General features: G+C 69.1%; 20 protein-coding genes. 7 read left to right on the top strand and 13 right to left on the bottom strand.

Annotation, left to right across the window (positions count from 1 at the left end; translation table 11 throughout):
* Window positions 1–101: 101 nt before the first annotated feature.
* The 3 genes from NDR87_RS12360 to NDR87_RS12350 all read right to left on the bottom strand — a co-directional run bounded on the left by NDR87_RS12360 (window position 102) and on the right by NDR87_RS12350 (window position 2503).
* Window positions 102–605: a gamma-glutamylcyclotransferase family protein gene (locus NDR87_RS12360; RefSeq protein ID WP_251911781.1), complete on the bottom strand. Its 504-nt coding sequence runs from the start codon at window positions 603–605 to the stop codon at window positions 102–104.
* 127 nt (window positions 606–732) lie between these two features.
* Window positions 733–1527, bottom strand: a complete 795-nt coding sequence (locus NDR87_RS12355; protein ID WP_251911779.1) for an MBL fold metallo-hydrolase — start codon at window positions 1525–1527, stop codon at window positions 733–735.
* Window positions 1528–1594: 67 nt separating this feature from the next.
* Window positions 1595–2503: a hydrogen peroxide-inducible genes activator gene (locus NDR87_RS12350; protein WP_251911777.1), complete on the bottom strand. Its 909-nt coding sequence runs from the start codon at window positions 2501–2503 to the stop codon at window positions 1595–1597.
* A 107-nt stretch (window positions 2504–2610) separates the two neighbouring features.
* Here NDR87_RS12350 and NDR87_RS12345 point away from each other — a divergent pair, with 107 nt between their 5' ends.
* The 3 genes from NDR87_RS12345 (at window position 2611) to NDR87_RS12335 (ending at window position 4551) form a co-directional block, all read left to right on the top strand.
* On the top strand, window positions 2611–3198 hold the full coding sequence (locus NDR87_RS12345) for a peroxiredoxin (RefSeq protein ID WP_251911775.1): 588 nt from the start codon (window positions 2611–2613) through the stop codon (window positions 3196–3198).
* Window positions 3199–3213: 15 nt separating this feature from the next.
* Window positions 3214–3753: a carboxymuconolactone decarboxylase family protein gene (locus NDR87_RS12340; RefSeq protein ID WP_251911773.1), complete on the top strand. Its 540-nt coding sequence runs from the start codon at window positions 3214–3216 to the stop codon at window positions 3751–3753.
* Window positions 3754–3855: 102 nt separating this feature from the next.
* A complete protein-coding gene (locus NDR87_RS12335; protein WP_251911771.1) occupies window positions 3856–4551 on the top strand; it encodes a PhzF family phenazine biosynthesis protein in 696 nt (231 codons plus the stop codon).
* A 3-nt stretch (window positions 4552–4554) separates the two neighbouring features.
* Here the strand turns inward: NDR87_RS12335 and NDR87_RS12330 are convergent, their stop codons facing one another.
* The gene (locus tag NDR87_RS12330) at window positions 4555–5016 is read right to left on the bottom strand and encodes a nuclear transport factor 2 family protein (protein WP_251911770.1); all 462 of its coding nucleotides are present in this window, start codon (window positions 5014–5016) and stop codon (window positions 4555–4557) included.
* A gap of 130 nt (window positions 5017–5146) precedes the next feature.
* Here NDR87_RS12330 and NDR87_RS12325 point away from each other — a divergent pair, with 130 nt between their 5' ends.
* Entirely contained in the window at window positions 5147–6088 is a 942-nt protein-coding gene (locus NDR87_RS12325; RefSeq protein ID WP_251911768.1) for a GlxA family transcriptional regulator, read from the top strand.
* An 18-nt stretch (window positions 6089–6106) separates the two neighbouring features.
* Here NDR87_RS12325 and NDR87_RS12320 read toward each other — a convergent pair whose 3' ends face one another.
* Window positions 6107–6682, bottom strand: coding sequence for a DUF5134 domain-containing protein (locus NDR87_RS12320; RefSeq protein WP_251911766.1), 576 nt, complete (start codon window positions 6680–6682; stop codon window positions 6107–6109).
* A 130-nt stretch (window positions 6683–6812) separates the two neighbouring features.
* On the opposite strand from NDR87_RS12320, the gene NDR87_RS12315 reads away from it, so the two are divergent.
* On the top strand, window positions 6813–7268 hold the full coding sequence (locus tag NDR87_RS12315) for a GNAT family N-acetyltransferase (RefSeq protein WP_251911764.1): 456 nt from the start codon (window positions 6813–6815) through the stop codon (window positions 7266–7268).
* Window positions 7269–7418: 150 nt separating this feature from the next.
* On the opposite strand, the gene NDR87_RS12310 is transcribed toward NDR87_RS12315, so the two are convergent.
* The 3 genes from NDR87_RS12310 to NDR87_RS12300 all read right to left on the bottom strand — a co-directional run bounded on the left by NDR87_RS12310 (window position 7419) and on the right by NDR87_RS12300 (window position 9740).
* Window positions 7419–8642, bottom strand: a complete 1224-nt coding sequence (locus NDR87_RS12310) for an aspartate aminotransferase family protein (RefSeq protein WP_251911762.1) — start codon at window positions 8640–8642, stop codon at window positions 7419–7421.
* Between the two features lie 92 nt (window positions 8643–8734).
* Complete coding sequence (locus tag NDR87_RS12305) at window positions 8735–9361, bottom strand: Pr6Pr family membrane protein (RefSeq protein WP_251911760.1); 627 nt, start codon at window positions 9359–9361, stop codon at window positions 8735–8737.
* A gap of 172 nt (window positions 9362–9533) precedes the next feature.
* Window positions 9534–9740, bottom strand: a complete 207-nt coding sequence (locus NDR87_RS12300) for a hypothetical protein (protein ID WP_251911759.1) — start codon at window positions 9738–9740, stop codon at window positions 9534–9536.
* 93 nt (window positions 9741–9833) lie between these two features.
* On the opposite strand from NDR87_RS12300, the gene hrpA reads away from it, so the two are divergent.
* Window positions 9834–13943, top strand: a complete 4110-nt coding sequence (gene hrpA, locus NDR87_RS12295; protein WP_251911757.1) for an ATP-dependent RNA helicase HrpA — start codon at window positions 9834–9836, stop codon at window positions 13941–13943.
* 9 nt (window positions 13944–13952) lie between these two features.
* Here hrpA and NDR87_RS12290 read toward each other — a convergent pair whose 3' ends face one another.
* The 4 genes from NDR87_RS12290 to NDR87_RS12275 all read right to left on the bottom strand — a co-directional run bounded on the left by NDR87_RS12290 (window position 13953) and on the right by NDR87_RS12275 (window position 17552).
* The gene (locus NDR87_RS12290) at window positions 13953–14711 is read right to left on the bottom strand and encodes a class I SAM-dependent methyltransferase (RefSeq protein WP_251911755.1); all 759 of its coding nucleotides are present in this window, start codon (window positions 14709–14711) and stop codon (window positions 13953–13955) included.
* 306 nt (window positions 14712–15017) lie between these two features.
* The gene (gene nrdR / locus NDR87_RS12285; protein WP_251911753.1) at window positions 15018–15494 is read right to left on the bottom strand and encodes a transcriptional regulator NrdR; all 477 of its coding nucleotides are present in this window, start codon (window positions 15492–15494) and stop codon (window positions 15018–15020) included.
* Between the two features lie 158 nt (window positions 15495–15652).
* Window positions 15653–16909: a hypothetical protein gene (locus NDR87_RS12280; protein ID WP_251911751.1), complete on the bottom strand. Its 1257-nt coding sequence runs from the start codon at window positions 16907–16909 to the stop codon at window positions 15653–15655.
* Between the two features lie 130 nt (window positions 16910–17039).
* Window positions 17040–17552, bottom strand: a complete 513-nt coding sequence (locus tag NDR87_RS12275) for a LysM peptidoglycan-binding domain-containing protein (RefSeq protein ID WP_251911750.1) — start codon at window positions 17550–17552, stop codon at window positions 17040–17042.
* A 290-nt stretch (window positions 17553–17842) separates the two neighbouring features.
* Between NDR87_RS12275 and lexA the strand changes: the two genes are divergently transcribed.
* Window positions 17843–18592 carry a transcriptional repressor LexA gene (lexA, locus tag NDR87_RS12270; protein ID WP_372494143.1) on the top strand — a complete coding sequence of 250 codons (750 nt, stop codon included), beginning with the start codon at window positions 17843–17845 and terminating at the stop codon, window positions 18590–18592.
* A 113-nt stretch (window positions 18593–18705) separates the two neighbouring features.
* Here the strand turns inward: lexA and NDR87_RS12265 are convergent, their stop codons facing one another.
* Window positions 18706–19650 carry a cytochrome c oxidase assembly protein gene (locus NDR87_RS12265; RefSeq protein ID WP_251911855.1) on the bottom strand — a complete coding sequence of 315 codons (945 nt, stop codon included), beginning with the start codon at window positions 19648–19650 and terminating at the stop codon, window positions 18706–18708.
* Between the last annotated feature and the right edge of the window lie 71 nt (window positions 19651–19721).

Below are 19721 nucleotides of genomic sequence, written 5' to 3'. Positions count from 1 at the left end.
GCGCAATCAGACACTTTCGAAGTGGGCACGGGCTGTGCAGAGTGTGACCCGTGACACGATCTCCGGAGATCGGCGTAGAATCGCCCGGGCTGTGGTCCGGACTACTGTCCGGCGGTCCGATGGGCGGCCTCGCGCCGCCAGCGCGCGGACCGCTCCACGAACCGGTCCAGATGGTCGGCCGCGAAAACCTCTGGCACCCAATCGTTTCGGCCGACCTCGGCGGTCCAGACGTAGGTCGGCACGGGATCGGTGCGACCGATCACCTCGATGGCACGCAGCTCGTACTCCTCGTCCTCGAACGCGTCGAGGACCTCCCATTCGGCCGGGGTGAGGCCCTCGAGCACCAGCCCCGCGGCCATCCGACCGGGCGCGGCCACCAGGCCCGGATACAACCGGCCGGGCAGCGTGGCCACCCGCCAGTCGCGCACCACCGCGACCTCGCAATCCGGCGTGCGGCCGATCAACTCCTCGAGCACGGGGCCGAACTGCAGGGTGCCGTAGACGAACAGCCGCTCGCCCACGCCCGGCAGCCTGCTCATGCCGACCACCGCCGCGGGGATCGCCGGATCGTTGCCGAACGACCGGTCGAGAATTCGATCATGCACATCGGTCCCATGGGACCACTCTGCCCAATTCGTCCGGAAGGGCCGAAGACACAGGCGAGTGACCTCGGTCACGCTCGCGGCCGACGAGCTCTGCGAGCACGGCTTCGATGTGCTGGCCGATTGCCGATCAGCGAGCCGGACGCACCGCCGCCCCCGTCATCCGCGCGAAGGCCTGCGCGTCGTGCGAGCAGAAGATCGTAATCTCGCCGCCGTGCTCGCGGTTCAGTTCGACCAGCCGTCGCCGATTCTCCCGGTACAGCCCCAGCGAGATCGCGCTCAGTTCGTACAGCCGCCATTTCCACGGCGTATGCGGTTGCACCGGATCGACCTCACTCGCCGTGAAGAAGGCGTCCCCGGCGTGCAGCAGCCAACCCGAACCGGTGTCCACCGCGACGCCGACATGGCCGCGGGTATGTCCGTGCAGCGGAATCACCAGGATCTCCGGCGGCAACCCCGGTAGGTCGCGCACGGCGCGGAACCCGAACCACTGTTCCCCGCCATCGATCTCGTTCACCATCCACTTCGGCCCGTGCGCCCACTCCACGGCGCGGTAGCGGATGCGTTCGGAGAACGTGCGGCTCGCGGTCGCCGCCCGGAACTCCGGCCCGTGCACGTGCACCACCGCGTCGGGAAAGTCGGAAAGCCCACCGGCGTGGTCGAAGTCGAGATGGGTGAGAACGATGTGGCGCACGTCGGCGGGGTCGTACCCCAGGCCCTGAATCTGGCGGACGGCGGTCTCGTGCTCGGCCGGACGGGCGCCGACCAGGAAGCGGCTCGGGCCGAGCAGCTTCCCGGGATCGCGCACACAGTCGAGCCCGTAGCCGGTGTCGACCAGTACCAGCCCGGACCTGGTCTCGATGAGCAGACAGTGAGCGATCGTCCCCATGGCCATGCTGCCGCAGTTGAGATGATGAATCCGCACGGCCCGAGCGTGTCAGACCCTCACCTACCGGTCAATCGCGGTGCGCGCGAAGCGGAGCCGAGGCGGTTCACCGCGGCCGCTGCGCGCGGATGATCTCGGCGAGGCGTTCATAATCCTCGATGCGCGCGGTCGAACCGCGAAAGACCAGGCCCAGCGTCCGGCCGGGGGCGGGTGCGGCGAAGCGGGCGATCTCCAGCGTGCCCCGGGCGGTTTCGGCCGGGACCGCCATCTCCGGGATGAGCGTCACGCCCAGACCGCCCGCCACGCACTGCACCACGGTCGCCAGCGAGGCCGCGCGGGTGTCGCCGACCGGTCCGGGCCGCACCTCGCGCGCCCGGCACAGCTCGAGGGTCTGATCGCGCAGGCAGTGCCCCTCGTCCAGCAGCAACAGCGGCAGCCGATCCAGCGCCTCCGGGGCCACGCCGGTGCGCCCGGCCAGTTCGTGCCCGCGCGGGGTGACCAGTACGAACTCCTCGGTGTAGAGCGGAATCTCGAGCATGCCGGTTGCCTCGGCGGGCAGGGCCAGCAGCGCCACGTCGAGCACGCCGGTGCGCAGGCCGTCCAGCAGCCGCGCGGTCTGGTCCTCGATGACATGCGGCACCAGGGTCGGCAGTTGCGCGCGCAATTCGGGCAGCAGACCCGGCAGCACGTACGGCGCGACCGTCGGGATGATGCCCAGGCGCAGGGTGCCGCCCAGCCCGTCACCCGCCGCCGAGGCGACGAAGCGGTCGGCGGCCTCGAGGGTCGCCATCGCCTGCGGCAGCAGCCGCTTGCCCGCGGCCGTGACCAGGACGCGGCGGGTGCTGCGCTCGATCAGTTGCAGCCCCAGTCCGTTTTCCAATGATGCCAGGGCCTGCGATAACGTTGGTTGGCTCACATTCAGCCGCGCGGCCGCGGTGCCGAAATGCCGATATTCGGCAATCGCCACGAACGCACGCAGCTGTGACAGGGTGGGCTGATAAGTCTGATCAGTCACACCTATCAGTGTAGTGCGACTGATCACCTTTACCTTTTACTTCCGTTTGGGCAAGATCACACCTGAACACTTCGCACGGCAATCCCGACAACGAAGAAGGAGAAAGCATGGCTCTGCTGACCATCGGCGACCAGTTCCCCGCCTACAACCTCAAGGCGGTCATCGGCGGTGACCTGTCGAAGGTGAATGCGCAGCAGCCCGACGATTACTTCACCCAGATCTCGAGCGACGACCACGCCGGCAAGTGGCGCATCGTCTTCTTCTGGCCGAAGGACTTCACCTTCGTCTGCCCGACCGAGATCGCGGCGTTCGGCAAGCTGAACGACGAGTTCGCCGACCGCGACGCCCAGGTGCTGGGTGTGTCGGTCGACAACGAGTTCGTCCACTTCCAGTGGCGGGCTCAGCACGAGGACCTCAAGACCCTGCCCTTCCCGATGCTGTCGGACCTCAAGCGCGAACTGTCCGCGGCCACCGGCGTTCTCAACGCCGAGGGTGTGGCGGACCGCGCGACCTTCATCGTCGACCCGAACAACGAGATCCAGTTCGTGTCGGTGACCGCCGGTTCGGTCGGCCGCAACGTCGACGAGGTGCTGCGCGTGCTGGACGCGCTGCAGTCCGACGAGCTGTGCGCGTGCAACTGGAAGAAGGGCGACCCGACCATCGACGCGGGTGAGCTCCTGGCCGCCAGCGTCTGATCGAGGAGTCACCAAGTGTCAGTAGAGAACCTCAAGAACTCGCTACCCGAGTACGCCAAGGACCTCAAGCTCAACCTGTCGTCCATCGCGCGGTCGACCGTGCTGAACGAACAGCAGCTGTGGGGCACCCTGCTCGCGTCGGCGGCGGCCACCCGTTCGGCCGCCACACTGCGCGAGATCGCCGAGGAGGCGGCCGACACGCTGTCGGCCGAGGCGTACAACGCCGCCCTCGGCGCCGCCTCGATCATGGGCATGAACAACGTGTTCTATCGGGGTAAGGCGTTTCTGGGCGGCCGCTACGACGACCTGCGGGCCGGGCTGCGCATGCAGATCATCGGCAACCCGGGGGTCGACAAGGCCGACTTCGAGCTGTGGTCGTTCGCGGTGTCGTCCATCAACGGCTGCCAGCACTGCCTGGAGGCGCACGAGCACACGCTGCGCGAGGCCGGTGTCTCGCGTGAGGTGATCTTCGAGGCGCTGCGGGTGGCCGCGATCGTCGCGGGTGTCGGTCAGGCCGTGCAGGCCACCGAGGCTCTCGCCGCGGCGAACGTCTGATTCGACCGAATGCCGTGTCCCGGAGTCCTTCCGGGACACGGCATTTTCGTGTCCGCGTCCGGCACGGCCGGATGCGTCGGTACCCGGCGGTACGCTGCGATCATGGGCGCAGCCGAGAGCGACAGCACGCAGATCGAGGTGGTCCGGGTCTTCACCGATGCGGCGGGGCGGTTCGGCAACCCGCTGGGCATCGCCCGGGCCGACGAGGTGGTCGGCGCCGATCATCAGGCGCTGGCGGCGCGCGCGGGGTACAGCGAGACGATCGTGGTGGACAAGCCCGCCGACGGGCGCACCCGGATGCGGATCTACACCCCCACCAAGGAGTTACCCTTCGCTGGGCATCCGTCCGTCGGGGCGGCCTGGTGGCTGTCCAGCATCGGACATCCGGTCAAGGTCATCGAGGTGCCCGCGGGGCCGGTCGAGGTCGAGGCGCAGGCCAACGGGCTGACCTGGATCCGCGCCCGCGCCGAGTGGACACCCAATTTCACCGTTGCCCAATTCGCGAGCCTCGACGATCTACTCACCCTGCAACCGGTCGATTTTCCGGAGGGTCAGCACTATGTGTGGGCCTGGATCGACGAGCAGCGCGGCAGTATCCGTTCGCGAATGTTCGCCCCCGCCATGGGCATTGCCGAGGACGAGGCCACCGGCGCCGCGGCGGTCGCCATCACCGGCCTGCTGCGCCGCGGCCTGATCATCACCCAGGGCCGCGGCTCGCAGATCTTCACCGAATGGGATTCCGACGGCTGGGTCCGGCTCGGCGGGCGGGTCGTGCCCGACTATCCGGTGATCATCTAGCGCTCAGCAGCGACCCGGCACGGGCAGCGCCTTGCGCATGGCCGTGATCGTCGTCAGCGGGTTGTGGTAGCTGACCACGTCGGCGATCTTGCCCTCCCGCATCCGGATCAGCACGACCATGTGATCGGCATAGGAAGCGTCGGCCTCGGCCGCGGCATCGCCCGCGTCGACCTCCACCAGCCACCGTCCCGGATCGAGGAACGGCCGCATCGAGGTGACCTCGAGAGTGTGGCGGCCGTACATGTCGAGCGCGGTGAAGGCGGCGCCGATCTCCTCGTGCCCGACCAACTCCCGTGGGAATCCCGGCGGCTGCCAGGGCAGCAGAATGCGCGCGTCGTCGGTGAGGGTGGCGAGGTACCCGTCGAGATCGCGCGCCGACTGCCGCTCGAAACTCTCCAGCACGGTCATGCGTTCGCGTCGCCGCCGCGCGTCCAGCCCGGCCCGATCGGAGTCGGTGGTCATCATGCGGGCACTCCTTCTCGAATATCTTCCAATGGGAAGTAACTGGATGTGAGCTATCCCTCTTTCTCATAGTGATCCAGGCCGCAGTGAGAGCGCAACGGCAAGGTTGTCAGGATTTCGCTAGGATCGCGACATGCACGTCGTTGCGGCATTGGTTCCGGATCGGGTGGAGGTATACGACCTGATCGTCGGTTGCCATGTTTTTGCCACAACGGTCATTCCGGATATCGGCTTTGGCTATGAAGTGCGGGTCTGCGGCCGGGCGACCGAGGCGATGTCGTTCGGCCAGCGGTTGTTCGCGATGCGGGCACCCTGGCCGCTGGCGGAGGTCGAGCGGGCCGACACCCTGGTGGTTCCGGGATTTCAGCCGCCCTGGGACAGCGATCCCGAGCTGGTGGAGGCGATCCGGCGCGCCGCGGCGGCCGGGGTTCGGATCGCGTCGGTGTGCACCGGGGCGTTCCTGCTGGCCGAGGCGGGACTGCTGGACGGGCAGCGGGCGACCACGCACTGGATTCAGTGCGCCGAGCTGGCCCGCCGCTATCCAGACGTGCGGGTCGATGCGAATGTGCTGTTCGTCGACAACGGCTCGGTGCTCACCTCGGCGGGATATTCGGCCGGACTCGATATGTGCCTGCATATGGTGCGGCGCGACTACGGTGCGCAGGTGGCCGCCGAGACCGCCCGCACGATCGTCATGCCCCTGCAGCGCGACGGTGGCCAGTCGCAGTTCATCGCCCACACCGTCGATCCCAGTGAGCGCACGGCCCTGCAGCCGGTGCTGGAGTGGATCGAGCGGCATCTGGACAAACCGCTCAGCCAGACCGATATCGCCCGCGCGGCCGGGGTTTCGGTGCGCACGCTGCAGCGCCACTTCCAGGAGCAGTTGGGCACCACCGCCCTGCAGTGGCTGCTGCGGGCGCGCATCGATCGCGCCCGGCAGCTGCTGGAGAGCACGGATCTGTCCATCGAGCAGATCGCCGAGGAGTGCGGATTCGGTTCGGCGGTCACGCTGCGCCACCACTTCGGGCGCAAGGTCGGGGTCGCACCGCTGGCCTACCGCAAGGCCTTTCGCTGAATCGGCCCTCGCACCGAATCAGCCCAGCGCCGCGATCATCATGTAGGCGGTGCCGAGGTCCATCACCACATGCGGAATACGCGCGATCGGGCCGACCGGCCCGGACGGGTGCGCGATCCGGTGCCACAGTGACAGTCGCGCCGGTAGCAGCGTCACCACGGCGTCGAGGGCGAAGACGGCCGCGAGCGCCACCAGCACGGGTGCGTGGCGTCCCGGAGTCATATGGGCCGACATGGCGTACAGCATGGCCGCCGCGGCCACCAGGTGATATGCGATGGCCATTCCGGAGCTCTTGCGCCACTGGGTGATTCGTTCCACCAGCAGTGCCGCGTAGACCACCACCATGGCCGTCAGCACCCCGTCCAGCGCCTGCGGGCTGGCCGCGGCCGGAAAGATCAGCATCACCCCCATGACCAGGCACATCAGCAGATGCGCGGCATCGGACTCGTAGTCGATCGCCGGTGAAACCCGCTGTCCCCCATCGCCGGTGACCGAACCCGCGATCACGCGCCCCGCCACGATCGTCCCGGCCACCGCGAACGCGATCACCGCCGCCCACCGCAACCACCCGTACTCCAGCACGAATCCGGCCACGCCAGACCACCTTTCCAGCGTCCGCCCCTCCGCTGCCCTTCCTCCATGCTCGCACTCCGTCCGGGTGAGGGCGCCCTCTTCGACCGATTCGATATCCTGCCGACCGACCGGTCCCCAGTAGGGTGTCCGCATGCGAATCGTCGTGGACGAGGTCACCGGTGCCGAACTGATCGACCTGCTGAGCAGCCATCTGGCCGAGATGCACGAGCACTCCCCCGAGGACAGCGTGCATGCCCTCGACCTCGACGCCCTGCGCAAGCCCGATGTCACGGTGTGGTCGGTGTGGGACGGCGACACCCTGGCCGGATGCGGTGCCCTGAAGGAGCTGGACCCGACCCACGGCGAGATCAAGTCGATGCGCACGGTCCCGGCCTTCCAGCGTCGCGGCGTGGGCGCGCTCGTGCTGAACCACCTCATCGGCGAGGCCCGCACCCGCGGCTACACCCGGCTCAGCCTGGAAACCGGTACACCGGAGTTCTTCTCACCCGCCCGCCGCCTCTACACCCGCCACGGCTTCCAGCCCTGCCCACCCTTCGCCGACTACACCGAGGACCCGTACAGCGTCTTCATGACCCTCCCCCTGTAGGCCACGAGTCCGAGAGAAGCCCAACAGCCGCACCCTTTCTCGCGCTTCGCACTCGTTCCGGGCGCCCGCAAAGGGTGCGAAGCGCGGGAAAGGGTGCGGCTTTGTGGCTCTGCCGATCGGGAGGTGGCGGGGTCGGGTGCGCGATCCGGATCAGCCCAGGGCGCGGGCGAATCCGGCCGCGAGGTCGGCGACCTGCTCCTCGGTGATGACGAAGGACGGGGAGACCTGCAGGGCGCCCTGGCCCGCGGCGCGGCCCGAGATGCCCTGGGCGCGAAGGGCCTTGACCATGGCGGGTCCCTCGGCGGCATCGGCCAGCTGGACCGCCGCGACCGCGCCCAGGCCGCTGCGGACCTCGGCGACGCGCGGATGGTCGGCCAGCGGCGCGAGGTGTTCGTGCAGCAGCGATTCCAGATTCTTGCTGGCCTCGAGCAGGTGCTCGCGCTCGATGATGTCGAGGTTGGCCATGGCCGCGGCGGCCGAACCGGCGTGACCGCCGTAGGTGTAGCCATGGCGGAACCAGACGCCGCCGGAGTAGAAGGGCTCGGCCACCCGCGGGGCGACGAAGACCGCACCCATCGGCAGATATCCGGAGGTGAGCCCCTTGGCCGTGGTCATCAGGTCGGGCTCGAGGCCGAAACGGGTGGAGGCGAACCAGGATCCGCCGATGCGGCCGAAGCCGGTGACGACCTCGTCCGCGACGAACAGGATGTCGTGGTCTCGGCACAATTGGCGGACCTCGGCGAGATAACCCTCCGGCGGCAGGTACACCCCGCCCGCACCGATGATCGGCTCGCAGAAGAAGGCCGCGATCCGCTCGGCGCCGACCTCGTCGACGAGGGCACGCAGCGCCCGCGCGTCGTTCCATTCGACGGTCCGGGCGTCGGGCATGAGCTCGCCGTAGCCCTCGCGGTTGGGCGCGATGCCGCCCAGCGCGGTCCCGGCCACGTGCATGCCGTGATAGGCCAGGCGGCGGCCGACGATCAGCGTCTTCTCCGGTCGGCCCTGTTCGTGCCAGTAGCGGCGGGCGAGCTTGGCGGCGGTGTCGACGGAATCAGACCCGCCCGAGGTGAACATGATCTTGCTACCCGGCACCGGGGCGAGCTCGGACAGCCGCTCGGCCAGCCGCTGGGTCACCGGGGCGGTGAGGTCGCCGAAGTTGCTGTAGTGGGCCAGCGTCGACAGCTGCGCCGCGACCGCCTCGGCGATCTCGCGGCGGCCGTGCCCGACATTGGTGAACCAGAGCCCGCCCGTGGCATCGAGATATCGGGTCCCGCCCGCATCCCAGATGTAGGCGCCCTCACCCCGCGCCACCACGAACGCGCCGTCGCGCTCCACCGCACCCATATCGGCGAATCCGTGCCACAGCGCACCCATGTCCAAACTCCTCTCGCACCCAACCCGGCCGTTCCCGGCCGCGCCCAAGCCTACCCGCGGGTACAACTCCGCCCTCGACCCGCGGGCGCGGGCTACGGTACGGCGGTCGGCGTTGCGCGCAGCGTGCTCAGCCAGGCGACACCGGTGGCCAGGCAGGCGAAGACGAGGGCCAGGACGACCATCCCGATCAGCAACGACAGGTACCCCTGTCCGCGTGGGTCGAGAAACGGGTACGGATACCAGTCCACGACCGCGCCCCGGATCAGCGTGTAGACCCCGTAGAGCGCCGGGTAGATCAGCCACCCGCCCACCAGCCGCGCCGTCACACCCAGTCGTGCCGGAAACAGCAACCAATCGGCGACCAGCACGATCGGCAGGATGCGGTGCAGGACGTCGTTGATCCAGCGATCACTGAGCATGACATCGATATGCGCCAGCAGCACCGCGTACACCACCCCGGTGATCAGCAGATACAGCGCGGCCGCCCCACGCACCACCTGCCACCGCCGCCCCTGCGGCTCGCACAGGCCACCAACCAGCAGCACCACCACGCCGAGTATGTTCGACTCGATGGTGAAGTAGCTGAGATAGTTCCCCAGCGAGAACCCGCTCACCCCCACGCTCCGCACCGGAATCCACAGCAGCGCAACGATTCCCAGCACCGCGAAGCCGACCCGAGCCACCCGCCCCCACACCGGCGTCCCCGCATTGGTGATCATGATCCGATCCTCGCACAGCCCCACGACCCGACGCGGTAGAAACCATCCGGCACACCATCGGCAATCCCCGCCCACGCACGCTGCCGTTCACCCCGGGACCCCGCACGTCGCGACGGTCCGCACACCGACAGTTGCGCGGGTCGCATACGGCCCGCGCCTATGGGTGCACGTCCTATCGCCGCGGGGAAGTCGCGATCGCCCCGGGGCGGGGTTCGCGGGTCCCGTCGTGGGGCAGGTGGTTGGCCTCGCGACGTGCTGCGAGTATCAGCGTCGTGGCGAGAGCGCGCAGCTCATCCCGGATCAGCGCGGCGATGCCCAGCAGCAGGGAGACCAGTCGCAGGGCGCGGACCCACATCGGCGTTCCCGAACCAGCGGTCATGTCTCGATGGTGACATACCGGACAGGCGCTTTGGAGCAAGATCAGCAGGGGTGTGCGCCGCGTCGTCGTGGTTTCGCTACGCTGGTCCGTGCAATGACCAGGACCGCCGCCACATCTCGCGCGCTGCGCACCCGCCTGGCCGATCTCACGATCCGCGACGAATATCGCCTGCGCCGCCGGCTCGATCGGACCCGCGGCGACATCGCCGACCTCGAGTCCGAGATCGTGGCCGCCGAGGAGCGCGTCCAGGCGCGCCGCGCGGCCGTACCGCAGATCGGCTATCCGGAACAACTGCCCGTCTCCGCGCGCCGCGACGATATCGCCGCGGCCATCGCCGCTCATCAGGTGGTGGTCATCGCGGGCGAGACCGGCTCGGGCAAGACGACCCAGATCCCGAAGATCTGCCTCGAGCTGGGGCGCGGCATCCGCGGCACCATCGGCCACACCCAGCCGCGCCGCCTGGCCGCGCGCACGGTCGCCGAGCGCATCGCCGAGGAGCTGGGCACCGAACTCGGCGACGTGGTCGGCTACACCGTCCGCTTCACCGATCAGGCGTCCGAGCGCACCCTGATCAAACTCATGACCGACGGCATCCTGCTCGCGGAGATCCAGCGTGACCGGTTGCTGCGCCGCTACGACACGATCATCATCGACGAGGCACACGAGCGCAGCCTCAATATCGACTTCCTGCTCGGCTATCTGAAGCAGCTGCTGCCCCGGCGCCCGGATCTCAAGGTGATCATCACCTCCGCGACCATCGATCCGGAACTGTTCGCCCGGCATTTCGCCGACGAAACCGGCGCGCCCGCACCGATCGTCGAGGTGTCGGGCCGCTCGTATCCGGTGGAGATCCGCTATCGCCCACTGGCCCTGGAACTTCCGGCCCCGGCCGGTGACGGCGAGGACGACGAGGACGCCGATCCCCGCGTGGTGGACCGGGATCCGGTCGACGCCATCGGCGACGCGGTCACCGAACTGCTCGCCGAGGGCGACGGCGACGTCCTGGTCTTCCTCTCCGGCGAACGCGAGATCCGCGACGCCGCCGACGCGCTGCGGGATTTGAAGCTGCCGCGCACCGAGATCCTGCCGCTGTACGCGCGGCTGTCCACGGCCGAGCAGCACCGGGTCTTCGAGCCACACACCGGCCGCAGAGTCGTGCTGGCCACCAATGTCGCCGAGACCTCGCTGACCGTCCCCGGCATCCGCTACGTCGTGGATCCGGGCACCGCCCGCATCTCCCGCTATTCCATGCGCACCAAGGTCCAGCGCCTGCCGATCGAGCCCATCTCGCAGGCCTCGGCCCGCCAGCGCGCCGGGCGTTGCGGCCGCGTCGCCGACGGCATCTGCATCCGGCTCTACTCCGAGGACGATTTCGAGGCCCGACCCGCCTTCACCGAACCGGAGATCCTGCGCACCAACCTCGCCGCGGTCATCCTCCAGATGACCGCGCTCGGCCTGGGCGATATCGAGAACTTCCCCTTCGTCGAGCCCCCGGACCGGCGCGCGATCCGCGACGGCATCGGGCTGCTGGAGGAACTGGGCGCGCTTGCCCGCAAGGCCACACCGAAACCTGCCGCGACGCAGCAGAATGCCAATCCGGCGGCCCCCGAGGCGGGCCGCGACGAGGACGGCGACGCCGAAGGCCCACGCGGGGGCGGACATTCGCGGCGGCGCCACGATGCGATGGTCGGCGATCTGGTGCTCACCCCCGTGGGCCGAGAGATGGCACAGATTCCGGTCGATCCCCGGATGGCGCGAATGCTGGTGGAGGCCAACAAGAATGGCTGTCTGCCCGAGGTGCTGGTCATTGTGGCGGCACTGTCGATCCAGGATGTGCGGGAACGCCCCGCCGAATTCCAGCAGGCGGCCGATGCCAAACATGCCCGATTCACGGTCGAAGGGTCGGACTTCCTGGCGTATCTGCGGCTCTGGGATTATCTGCGCGCGCAGCGGAAGTCCCTGTCGTCCAACCAGTTCCGGCGGAAGTGTCGGGACGAGTTCCTACACTATCTGCGCACTCGGGAGTGGCAGGACCTGCACGGGCAGCTGCGCACGATCACCAAGGGGCTGGGATGGTCGAGCGACGGACAGGTCGCGGCGATGCCAGAGGATTCCGACGCCCTGCCCTGGGACGGCACCGCGATTCACCAGTCGCTGCTGGCGGGCATGCTGTCGCATATCGGCGTGCGCGAGGCCGAGAGTCGGGAGTTCCTCGGGGCCCGCAATGCGAAGTTCATGATCTTCCCCGGCTCGTCGCTGGCCAAGAAGCCGCCGCGCTGGGTGATGGCCGCCGAACTGGTGGAGACCTCCCGGCTGTGGGGCCGCATGGCCGCCCGCATCGAGCCGGAGTGGGCCGAGCGGCTGGCCGGGGAACTGGTCAAACGCACCTACTCCGAACCGCACTGGTCCGCGCGCCGGGGCGCGGCGATGGCCTACGAGCGGGTCACGCTCTACGGCATTCCGCTGGTCACCCAGCGCCGCGTCGACTTCGGCCGCATCGACCCGCAGCTGTCGCGCGAGCTGTTCATCCGGCACGCCCTGGTGCAGGGCGAGTGGCAGACCCGTCACGAGTTCTTCCATCGCAATCGCGAATTGATCGACGACGTGGCCGATCTGGAGAATCGGGCGCGCCGCCGCGACATCCTCGTCGACGATCAGGTGCTGTTCGAGTTCTACGATCGGCGCATTCCGGCCGATGTGGTCTCGGTCCGCCACTTCGACAGCTGGTGGCGCAAGGCGCAGCGCAAAGATCCGGCGCTGCTGGACTTCTCGACCGCCACGGTGGTCAACTCCGATGCCGCGCTGCTGGATCCGACGGCCTTTCCGGATCAGTGGCGCCAGGGCGAGCTCACCCTGGCCCTGACCTATCAGTTCGAGCCCGGTCAGGCCGACGACGGTGTCACCGTGCACATTCCGATCGCGCAGCTGGCGCACGTCCGGCCGGTCGGCTTCGACTGGCTGGTGCCGGGTATGCGCGAGGAGCTCACCGCGGCGCTGATCAAGACGCTGCCGAAGCAGTTGCGCCGCACCGTGGTTCCGGCCCCCGACTTCGCCCGCGCGGCGCTGGCCCGGCTCACCCCGCGCGCCGAGCCGCTGCGGGTGGGGCTGGCGCGCGAGCTGTCCCGGCTGGGTTCGGTCACCATCGGCCCGAACGATCTCGAGCCCGCGGCGCTGCCCGATCATCTGCGCATGACCTTCGCGGCCACCGCCCCCGACGGCACGATCGTCGACCGCGACAAGAACCTTCCCGCGCTGAAAAACCGCCTGGCCGAACAGGTTTCGAAGTCGGTCGCACGCGCCACCAAGGCCGCCGAGCGCGCCCCCGCGACGGTGTGGACCTCCGAATCGCTGGGCACGCTGGAGCCGACGGTGCGCCGCCAGGTCGGCGGGCAGACCATCACCGGCTATCCCGCGCTGGTTCCCGAGGGGGAGGGTGTCGCGGTGCGGGTGCTGTCCTCCCCCGCCGAACAGGCCGCCGCCATGCGCGCGGGCACCCGAGCGCTGGTACTGAACGAACTGCCCGCCTCGGTGCGGGCGGCGACGGCGGGGTTGTCGCCCACCGATCGCCTTGCGCTGAGCCAGAATCCGTACGGTTCGCTGGAGGCGTTGATCGACGACTGCCGCGCCTGCGCCGCCGACGAACTGATCGCGGCCAACGGCGGCCCGGTGCGCGGCCCGGAGCAGTTCCGGTCGCTGCTCGAACGCATTCGCCCGCGCTTCGGTGACACGGTGGCCCGGATCGTGCGCCTGGTGGTGCCGGTGCTGGCCGAGGCGCATCGGGTACGGGCCGCCCTGGCCGAGACCACCGATCGCGATATCGCCGACGACGTCCGCCATCAGCTCGACGAGCTGGTATTCCCCGGCTTCGTCGCCGAGTTCGGCAGCGCCCGGCTGCGTGAACTGCCGCGCTATCTGCAGGCCGCGACGCTGCGCCTGCGGGCACTGCCGGGCTCGGCCAATCGCGATCGGCAGGGCATGGCCGAGCTCGATCGCGCGCACGCCGCCTATCAGCGACTGCTCGACGGGCTGCCGGAGCCGCGCCGCGCCGCACCCGATGTCACCGAGATCTGGTGGATGATCGAGGAATTGCGCGTGAGCCTGTTCGCCCAGCAGCTCGGCACGCCGTATCCGGTGTCGGCCAAGCGCATCGAGAAGGCGATCGCGGCGGTGCGCGCCACGCCCGTCAAAAGCGGTGCGCGGTAACCGCTTCGGCTACGGCGTGCGGTGCAGGATCGCGAGGTATTCGAACTCCCGGCGCAGCAGCGCGGCCGCTGCGACGTCCGACGCGGCCTCGCCGACGACGATTCCGGTCAGCGACAGGCCGGTACCGTCGAGCAGTAGCGTGAGATCGGCGGGGGTGTAGCAGCGCAGCGTCTGGCGGAAGACGCGCTCGGGTGCGGCGGGTTCCCACCAGGTGTCGGTCGCGGTGCAGGCGATCGGGTCGAAGCTGATGCGCTGGCGCAGTTCGCGGTCGTAGCCCGCGGCGGGATCCGGGAGCAGATGCTCCTCGTCGCCGTCCCAGCCCGCCCAGACGAAGGGGTTGAACACGTCGACGAGTGCGACCGCGCCCGGCTCCAACCAGGCGGCGATCCGCTCCAGCAGGCGGCGCTGGTCGGCGTCCGAGCCGATGCCGAAGCCGTTCCAGTAGCAGACGGCGTCGAATCGGCGGTCGAATTCGATGTCGTAGAAGTCGCCCTTGTGCACGGTGAGCGCACCCGAATCCAGATCCCGCGCCAATTCCTCGGTGAAATCCGCACGATCACTGATTTCGACGGCGGTCACCGCATACCCCGCGCGGGCGGCAGCCACCGCGGTCGTGCCGTAACCCGACCCCAACTCCAGCACCCGCCCCGCCGCCACCCCCTGCTCCCGCAGCAACCGCACCCGCCGCAGATCGCGCTCGCCCACCCGCGCATCCGCCTTACCCCACCACACCCCGGTCGTCGAATAGAACTCCCGCACCCACTCCATGCGCGGCAGTCAAGCACGCACAATCCGCCCCCGCCACCGAGTTTCGGCCAGCACCAACCGCAAGCACCCGGCCCGGGCCAGCGGATTCGGACAGGCCACCGAGCGTGAACAACCAGCGCGGACAGCGGATCTCCGCCATGCACCCAGCGCCGCCCGCGAGCGCGAACGACCGGCCGCGGGCGGGTACGACGCATCTTGCTCACACCGACCGCGGGAGCCGGATGAGTCCGCGTGGTGTCGAGGGTGGGTGGCCTGCGCCGTCTATGGGTAGCGTGGGCCGAAGGTGTTGCCGCTGTGGGGGTTCGGTCAGTCGACGTTGGCGCCGACCGCGTGTTCGGCGCGGTGGCGGCGCAATTCGGCGATTTCGTGTTCGAAGTCCTCCGCCGAGCTGAACGAGCGGTATACCGAGGCGAAGCGTAGGTAGGCGACCTCGTCGAGGTCGCGCAGGGGGCCGAGGATGGCCAGGCCGACCTCGTGGCTGGGGATCTCCGGGGAACCCTTGGCTCGCACCGCATCCTCGACCTGCTGGGCGAGCAGGTTCAGGGCGTCGTCGTCGACTTCGCGGCCCTGGCAGGCGCGACGCACGCCGCGAATCACCTTCTCGCGGCTGAACGGCTCGGTGACGCCGCTACGCTTGACCACCGACAGGATCGCGGTCTCGACGGTGGAGAAGCGTCGCCCACATTGCGGGCAGGCGCGGCGGCGCCTGATGGCCGTACCTTCCTCGGCCTCACGCGAGTCGACCACACGCGAATCCGGGTGACGACAGAACGGGCAATGCATCCGAGATCCTTCGGCGAACGGGTGTACAGGGCTCTTCCCGGCACAAGCGTATAACGCGCGAGCACGTGTTATACGTCCATAGCACCGTCGAGGATACCCTCGCGCCCGATGGAACTGCCGACCGGCCGGTCGGGCCGGACGCACGGACGCGGGCCGATTCAGGCCGTCAGCTGCCACTGACTGGTCAGATCGGCGATGAGTTCCGGCAGCCGGACGACCAGTCGGCCCCGGGCGAGCTGCTCCGGGAACGGCACCGAGAGCAGGGCCTGGGCGGCCGCTCGGTTCGACTGCAGTTCGACATAGCGCGGCAGCAGGTCGCCGGTGATGTAGGTCCAGCGACTGTCGCGGTCGGCCCAGTTGAAGTTCGGCAGTGGCATCCGCAGGGCGAGGCGGCGGCCGTCGACATCGGCGGCAACGCTGATGGGCGCGAAGACTCCGGGAGCCCGCACGCCGGGCACCGCCGGTTTACCGGCGACCGTGCTCACATAGGTCAGCACCCGCCCGATCGCGCCGCGGCCCCACGAGGTGGCGTCCCACTGGTCAGCGATGATCTGGTTCTGCTCCCGGTCGGTCATGCGCACCAGGGCGTCGACGAAGCCCGCCTCGGTGCCCGATTCGATGGATCGCCATGCCGCCACCGCGTTCTCGTCGAGCACCCCCGCCCGGAACATCTCCTCGATCGCGGGCAGGCCCTCGGCCACATAGGCCTCGTGCATTGGGACCTGGTCGAGGAAGATGTGCCGCTGCATGACCATCAGCCGGGACTGGTACCACGCGAGATCCGCGGCGGTGAGCCGCTCCCCCTCGGTCGCGAGCAGTCGCGGATCCGCGGGCAGCGGATCCAGCAGGGCGGCCGGGGTCTGACGGAGCAGATCGGCGACCGTACTACCCAGCTGATGGACGCCCGGCACGCTCACGACCGCGGCGACGTCGTTCATATCGAAGAATCCGGACGCGAACGAGCCGCCCGCCAACTCGGCCAGCCCCGCCCAGTAGAACTCGGGATGCGTGGTGGCCAGCCGCCGGTAGTTGACGTACACCTGGGTGAAGGTGCGGGAATTGGCGGCCACGCCGCGCGCGGGATCCCAGTCGGTCAGATCGATATCGGCATTGGCGGCCGCGACGGCGAGCCAATACTGGTGCAGCAGCGTGGCGTAGCGACGCGGCGCGACACCGTCGGCCCGGACCTGGTCGACCGCCGCGCGCAGGGTCGCGACATCCAGCGGCAGGGCGGGATTGAGTCCGCCACCGCGGGAACCGTCACCGTTGACCGGCGTCAGATCCAGATAGGCCGCGTAGCCGGGTTGGGCGTGCACGGCCGGCGCGGCCGTGAGCGCGACCATGAAAGACGCCAGCAGCCCGGCGATTCCGGCGAACAGTCGCGCCGAACGCGCGCGTGCGGTGGGTGGTGTCATGCTGCCAAGCCCTCGAGATCGATCGCGGCGAATGTCGCCCGGGTCACGTGTCGAGCACAGTAGCAACGAGTTCCACTCCGCGATCAAGAAATTCGGCCACCCGGCGTGACCGCGTGGACCCTATTCGGCGCTAATCCGCGCTGGTCGGCACGATCAGGGTCCGGCCGGTGGCCACCTCGGCGCCGCGCAGGCCGTTGAGTTCGACGATTTTGCGGACCGTATCGCGGACGGGGGCCTCGGGAGCCACGCGTGCGGCCACCTCGGACAGGGATTCCCCCTCCTGGACCTGCACCACCGTGGTAGAGCCCGAACCCGTACCCGCCGAACGCAAGTGGGCCGCGCCGACGAGTCCGCACACCGCGACCGCGCTCAGCAGGGCCGCCACCGCCAGCGTCGCGAAACCCACCCTGGCCCGCTCGACGCGCTGCATGGGATGCGGTCCACGGTCACGCTCGCCCGCCACCGCGCGCAGCCGCATGCGGTCGTACCGGATCGCCGCACCCGCCGGGCGGCTGCGGCGGGGACGGCGGTCGGTGCGGACGGCACACGGCAGGGCGACGACGGACGCACGCTGGGCACGCGGGATCGAATCGAAGCCGAGATCGGCGTCGGCGGAAACGAATTCGCTGATCGGGGTGCGCATCGGACAGACCTCCAGAGGAAAGTGGGCGGGAACTGTGTGCGGTTGATCCGGTGAGCCGAGAATCGCTGTTTCGATCATGTGTTCGAAGAACTGGTGTTCGATTTCTACCACGGGCCACCGACAAAGTCACGGCTTTGCGCGACATGCGTCGAACAGATGTTTGAAACCTGGTCCCGAGCGGACTACATTCGAGACACGCAATCCGGTGAGACACAGATGAGCACCCCGCTGGCCCCGGCCCGCGCGGCGCGAGGAGGATCGAGCACCCCCATGAACGGAGGACGGCGACCGTGAACGAACGAACGGTGGGCGGACACGACGACCTGGCCGACCCTGTCACCGAATCCGACAGCGCCGAATCACCCGGCACCGGAGCGGATCTCACCGCCCGCCAGCGCAAGGTGCTCGAGGTCATCCGCACCTCGGTGAACGAACGCGGCTATCCGCCCAGCATCCGCGAGATCGGCGACGCGGTCGGCCTGACGTCGACCTCCTCGGTCGCCCATCAGCTGCGCGCCCTCGAACGCAAGGGCTATCTGCGGCGCGATCCGAACCGCCCGCGCGCGGTGGACGTGCGCGGGCTGGACGAGACCGCGGTGCGCGCGGTCGCGCCGGTGACGAGCCTGCGCCCGGTAGACGCCGACGCCGACGCGGGCGATCAGCCGATCCCGACCTACGTTCCGGTGCTGGGCCGTATCGCCGCCGGTGGACCGATCCTGGCCGAGCAGGCCGTGGAGGACGTGTTCCCGCTGCCGCGCGAATTGGTCGGCGAGGGTTCGCTGTTCCTGCTCAAGGTCGTCGGTCAATCGATGATCGATGCGGCCATCTGCGACGGCGACTGGGTGGTCGTGCGACAGCAGAATGTGGCCGACAACGGCGATATCGTCGCGGCCATGATCGACGGCGAGGCGACGGTGAAGACGTTCAAGCGCACCGGCAAGGACGTCTGGCTGTTGCCGCACAACCCGCTGTTCGAACCGATCCCGGGTAATGACGCCCAGATCCTGGGCAAGGTCGTCACGGTCATCCGCAAGATCTGAACCCGCTCGGCCGGTGCCCATTTCGGTGCCCGCGGCCGATCGGGTGTGTGTGATGTCGCCGCGGCAGGCCCGCCCGGACCGAGGTTCGGGCGGCCCGTGGCCGACATCGGCGATCAGCGCCGAAACCGGGCCCGAAGCTGCGGATCATGCTCCCACCACAGGCCACTCCCCTGCGGTAGCTCCGTCTCCGCCGCCTCCGGCCGCACCGAATCCTTTTCGGTCGCATCGATTTCGGCATCCACCTCCACGGCCCTGCGCCGCTCGTCGAAGGCCCACGCCCGCATCAGCGCCAGCAGGTACGGCAGGCCCAGCACATCACCGAGCACCCAGATGACCCCGGCCGCGATGGTCTGATCCATCCGCAGATCTGGACCCCAGCTCCGGCCGACCTCGGTGTAGTACCCGACCGCGACCAGCGGGCCGAACCACAGCACCAGCCCCAGGATCCCATCGGCCATCGACTCGAACACCGTGATCAGCAGCGAGACCGACTGATTGAACCGCCGCGGCACCGGATCGGTCTGCAGCCGCGAGTAGAAGTACAGAAAACCGATGGCCACCAGCAGGATTCGCGTCAGCGCATCGATGGACCCGTGCCGCAGCACCAGTTCGTACCAAGGCGTGAGGAACAGCAGCCAGGGTGCGGTGAGGACGGCAGCCGAGGGCACCAGCGGATAGGTCAGCGCCCGCGCCCCCGGCGAGGCGAGCGCCCGATCCAGCCGCGCCTGCCCGACCGGCCCCAGCGCCGCGCGCAGCACGGTGACCGGCCGCCCGGCGGCCAGGCCGAACGGGACCACATACAACAGCAGCAGCGTTTGCAACGCACGCACCCAGAACAGGCTGCCGGAGTACACCCCGATCACACCGACCCCGCTGAGCAGCCACACCCCCAGCCCCAGTCCCAGAAAGGAGGCCGCCCGACCGACCGGTACCGCGACCCGCCCACCCCGGGCCCGCGCCGTCGAATATCCGACCGCCAACCCGGCGGTGATCGCGACCGTCGCGGCATCCCACCGCCATGAGGTCACGATCGACCCGAGGGTCAGCGGTGTGTCGATCCATGCCACGGCAGCAAGTATCCACGCGAAATGCGCGCCGACTCAGCGCAGGTCGGCGCGCATTTGCGCAG

Source organism: Nocardia sp. CDC159 (assembly GCF_023740735.1).
GTDB classification, from domain to species: Bacteria; Actinomycetota; Actinomycetes; order Mycobacteriales; family Mycobacteriaceae; genus Nocardia; species Nocardia pulmonis.
The sequence above is the reverse complement of the archived record's forward strand: the minus strand, read 5'-3'. Positions and strand labels throughout refer to the sequence as shown.

Bases quoted from the DNA above. Each gene is read 5' to 3' on its own strand.
- NDR87_RS12345 (WP_251911775.1), top strand. From the start codon at position 2,611: ATGGCTCTGCTGACCATCGGCGACCAGTTCCCCGCCTACAACCTCAAG.
- NDR87_RS12335 (WP_251911771.1), top strand. From the start codon at position 3,856: ATGGGCGCAGCCGAGAGCGACAGCACGCAGATCGAGGTGGTCCGGGTC.
- NDR87_RS12330 (WP_251911770.1), bottom strand. From the start codon at position 5,016: ATGATGACCACCGACTCCGATCGGGCCGGGCTGGACGCGCGGCGGCGA.
- NDR87_RS12325 (WP_251911768.1), top strand. From the start codon at position 5,147: ATGCACGTCGTTGCGGCATTGGTTCCGGATCGGGTGGAGGTATACGAC.
- NDR87_RS12315 (WP_251911764.1), top strand. From the start codon at position 6,813: ATGCGAATCGTCGTGGACGAGGTCACCGGTGCCGAACTGATCGACCTG.
- NDR87_RS12310 (WP_251911762.1), bottom strand. From the start codon at position 8,642: ATGGGTGCGCTGTGGCACGGATTCGCCGATATGGGTGCGGTGGAGCGC.
- NDR87_RS12305 (WP_251911760.1), bottom strand. From the start codon at position 9,361: ATGATCACCAATGCGGGGACGCCGGTGTGGGGGCGGGTGGCTCGGGTC.
- NDR87_RS12300 (WP_251911759.1), bottom strand. From the start codon at position 9,740: ATGACCGCTGGTTCGGGAACGCCGATGTGGGTCCGCGCCCTGCGACTG.
- hrpA (WP_251911757.1), top strand. From the start codon at position 9,834: ATGACCAGGACCGCCGCCACATCTCGCGCGCTGCGCACCCGCCTGGCC.
- NDR87_RS12290 (WP_251911755.1), bottom strand. From the start codon at position 14,711: ATGGAGTGGGTGCGGGAGTTCTATTCGACGACCGGGGTGTGGTGGGGT.
- nrdR (WP_251911753.1), bottom strand. From the start codon at position 15,494: ATGCATTGCCCGTTCTGTCGTCACCCGGATTCGCGTGTGGTCGACTCG.
- NDR87_RS12280 (WP_251911751.1), bottom strand. From the start codon at position 16,909: ATGACACCACCCACCGCACGCGCGCGTTCGGCGCGACTGTTCGCCGGA.
- NDR87_RS12275 (WP_251911750.1), bottom strand. From the start codon at position 17,552: ATGCGCACCCCGATCAGCGAATTCGTTTCCGCCGACGCCGATCTCGGC.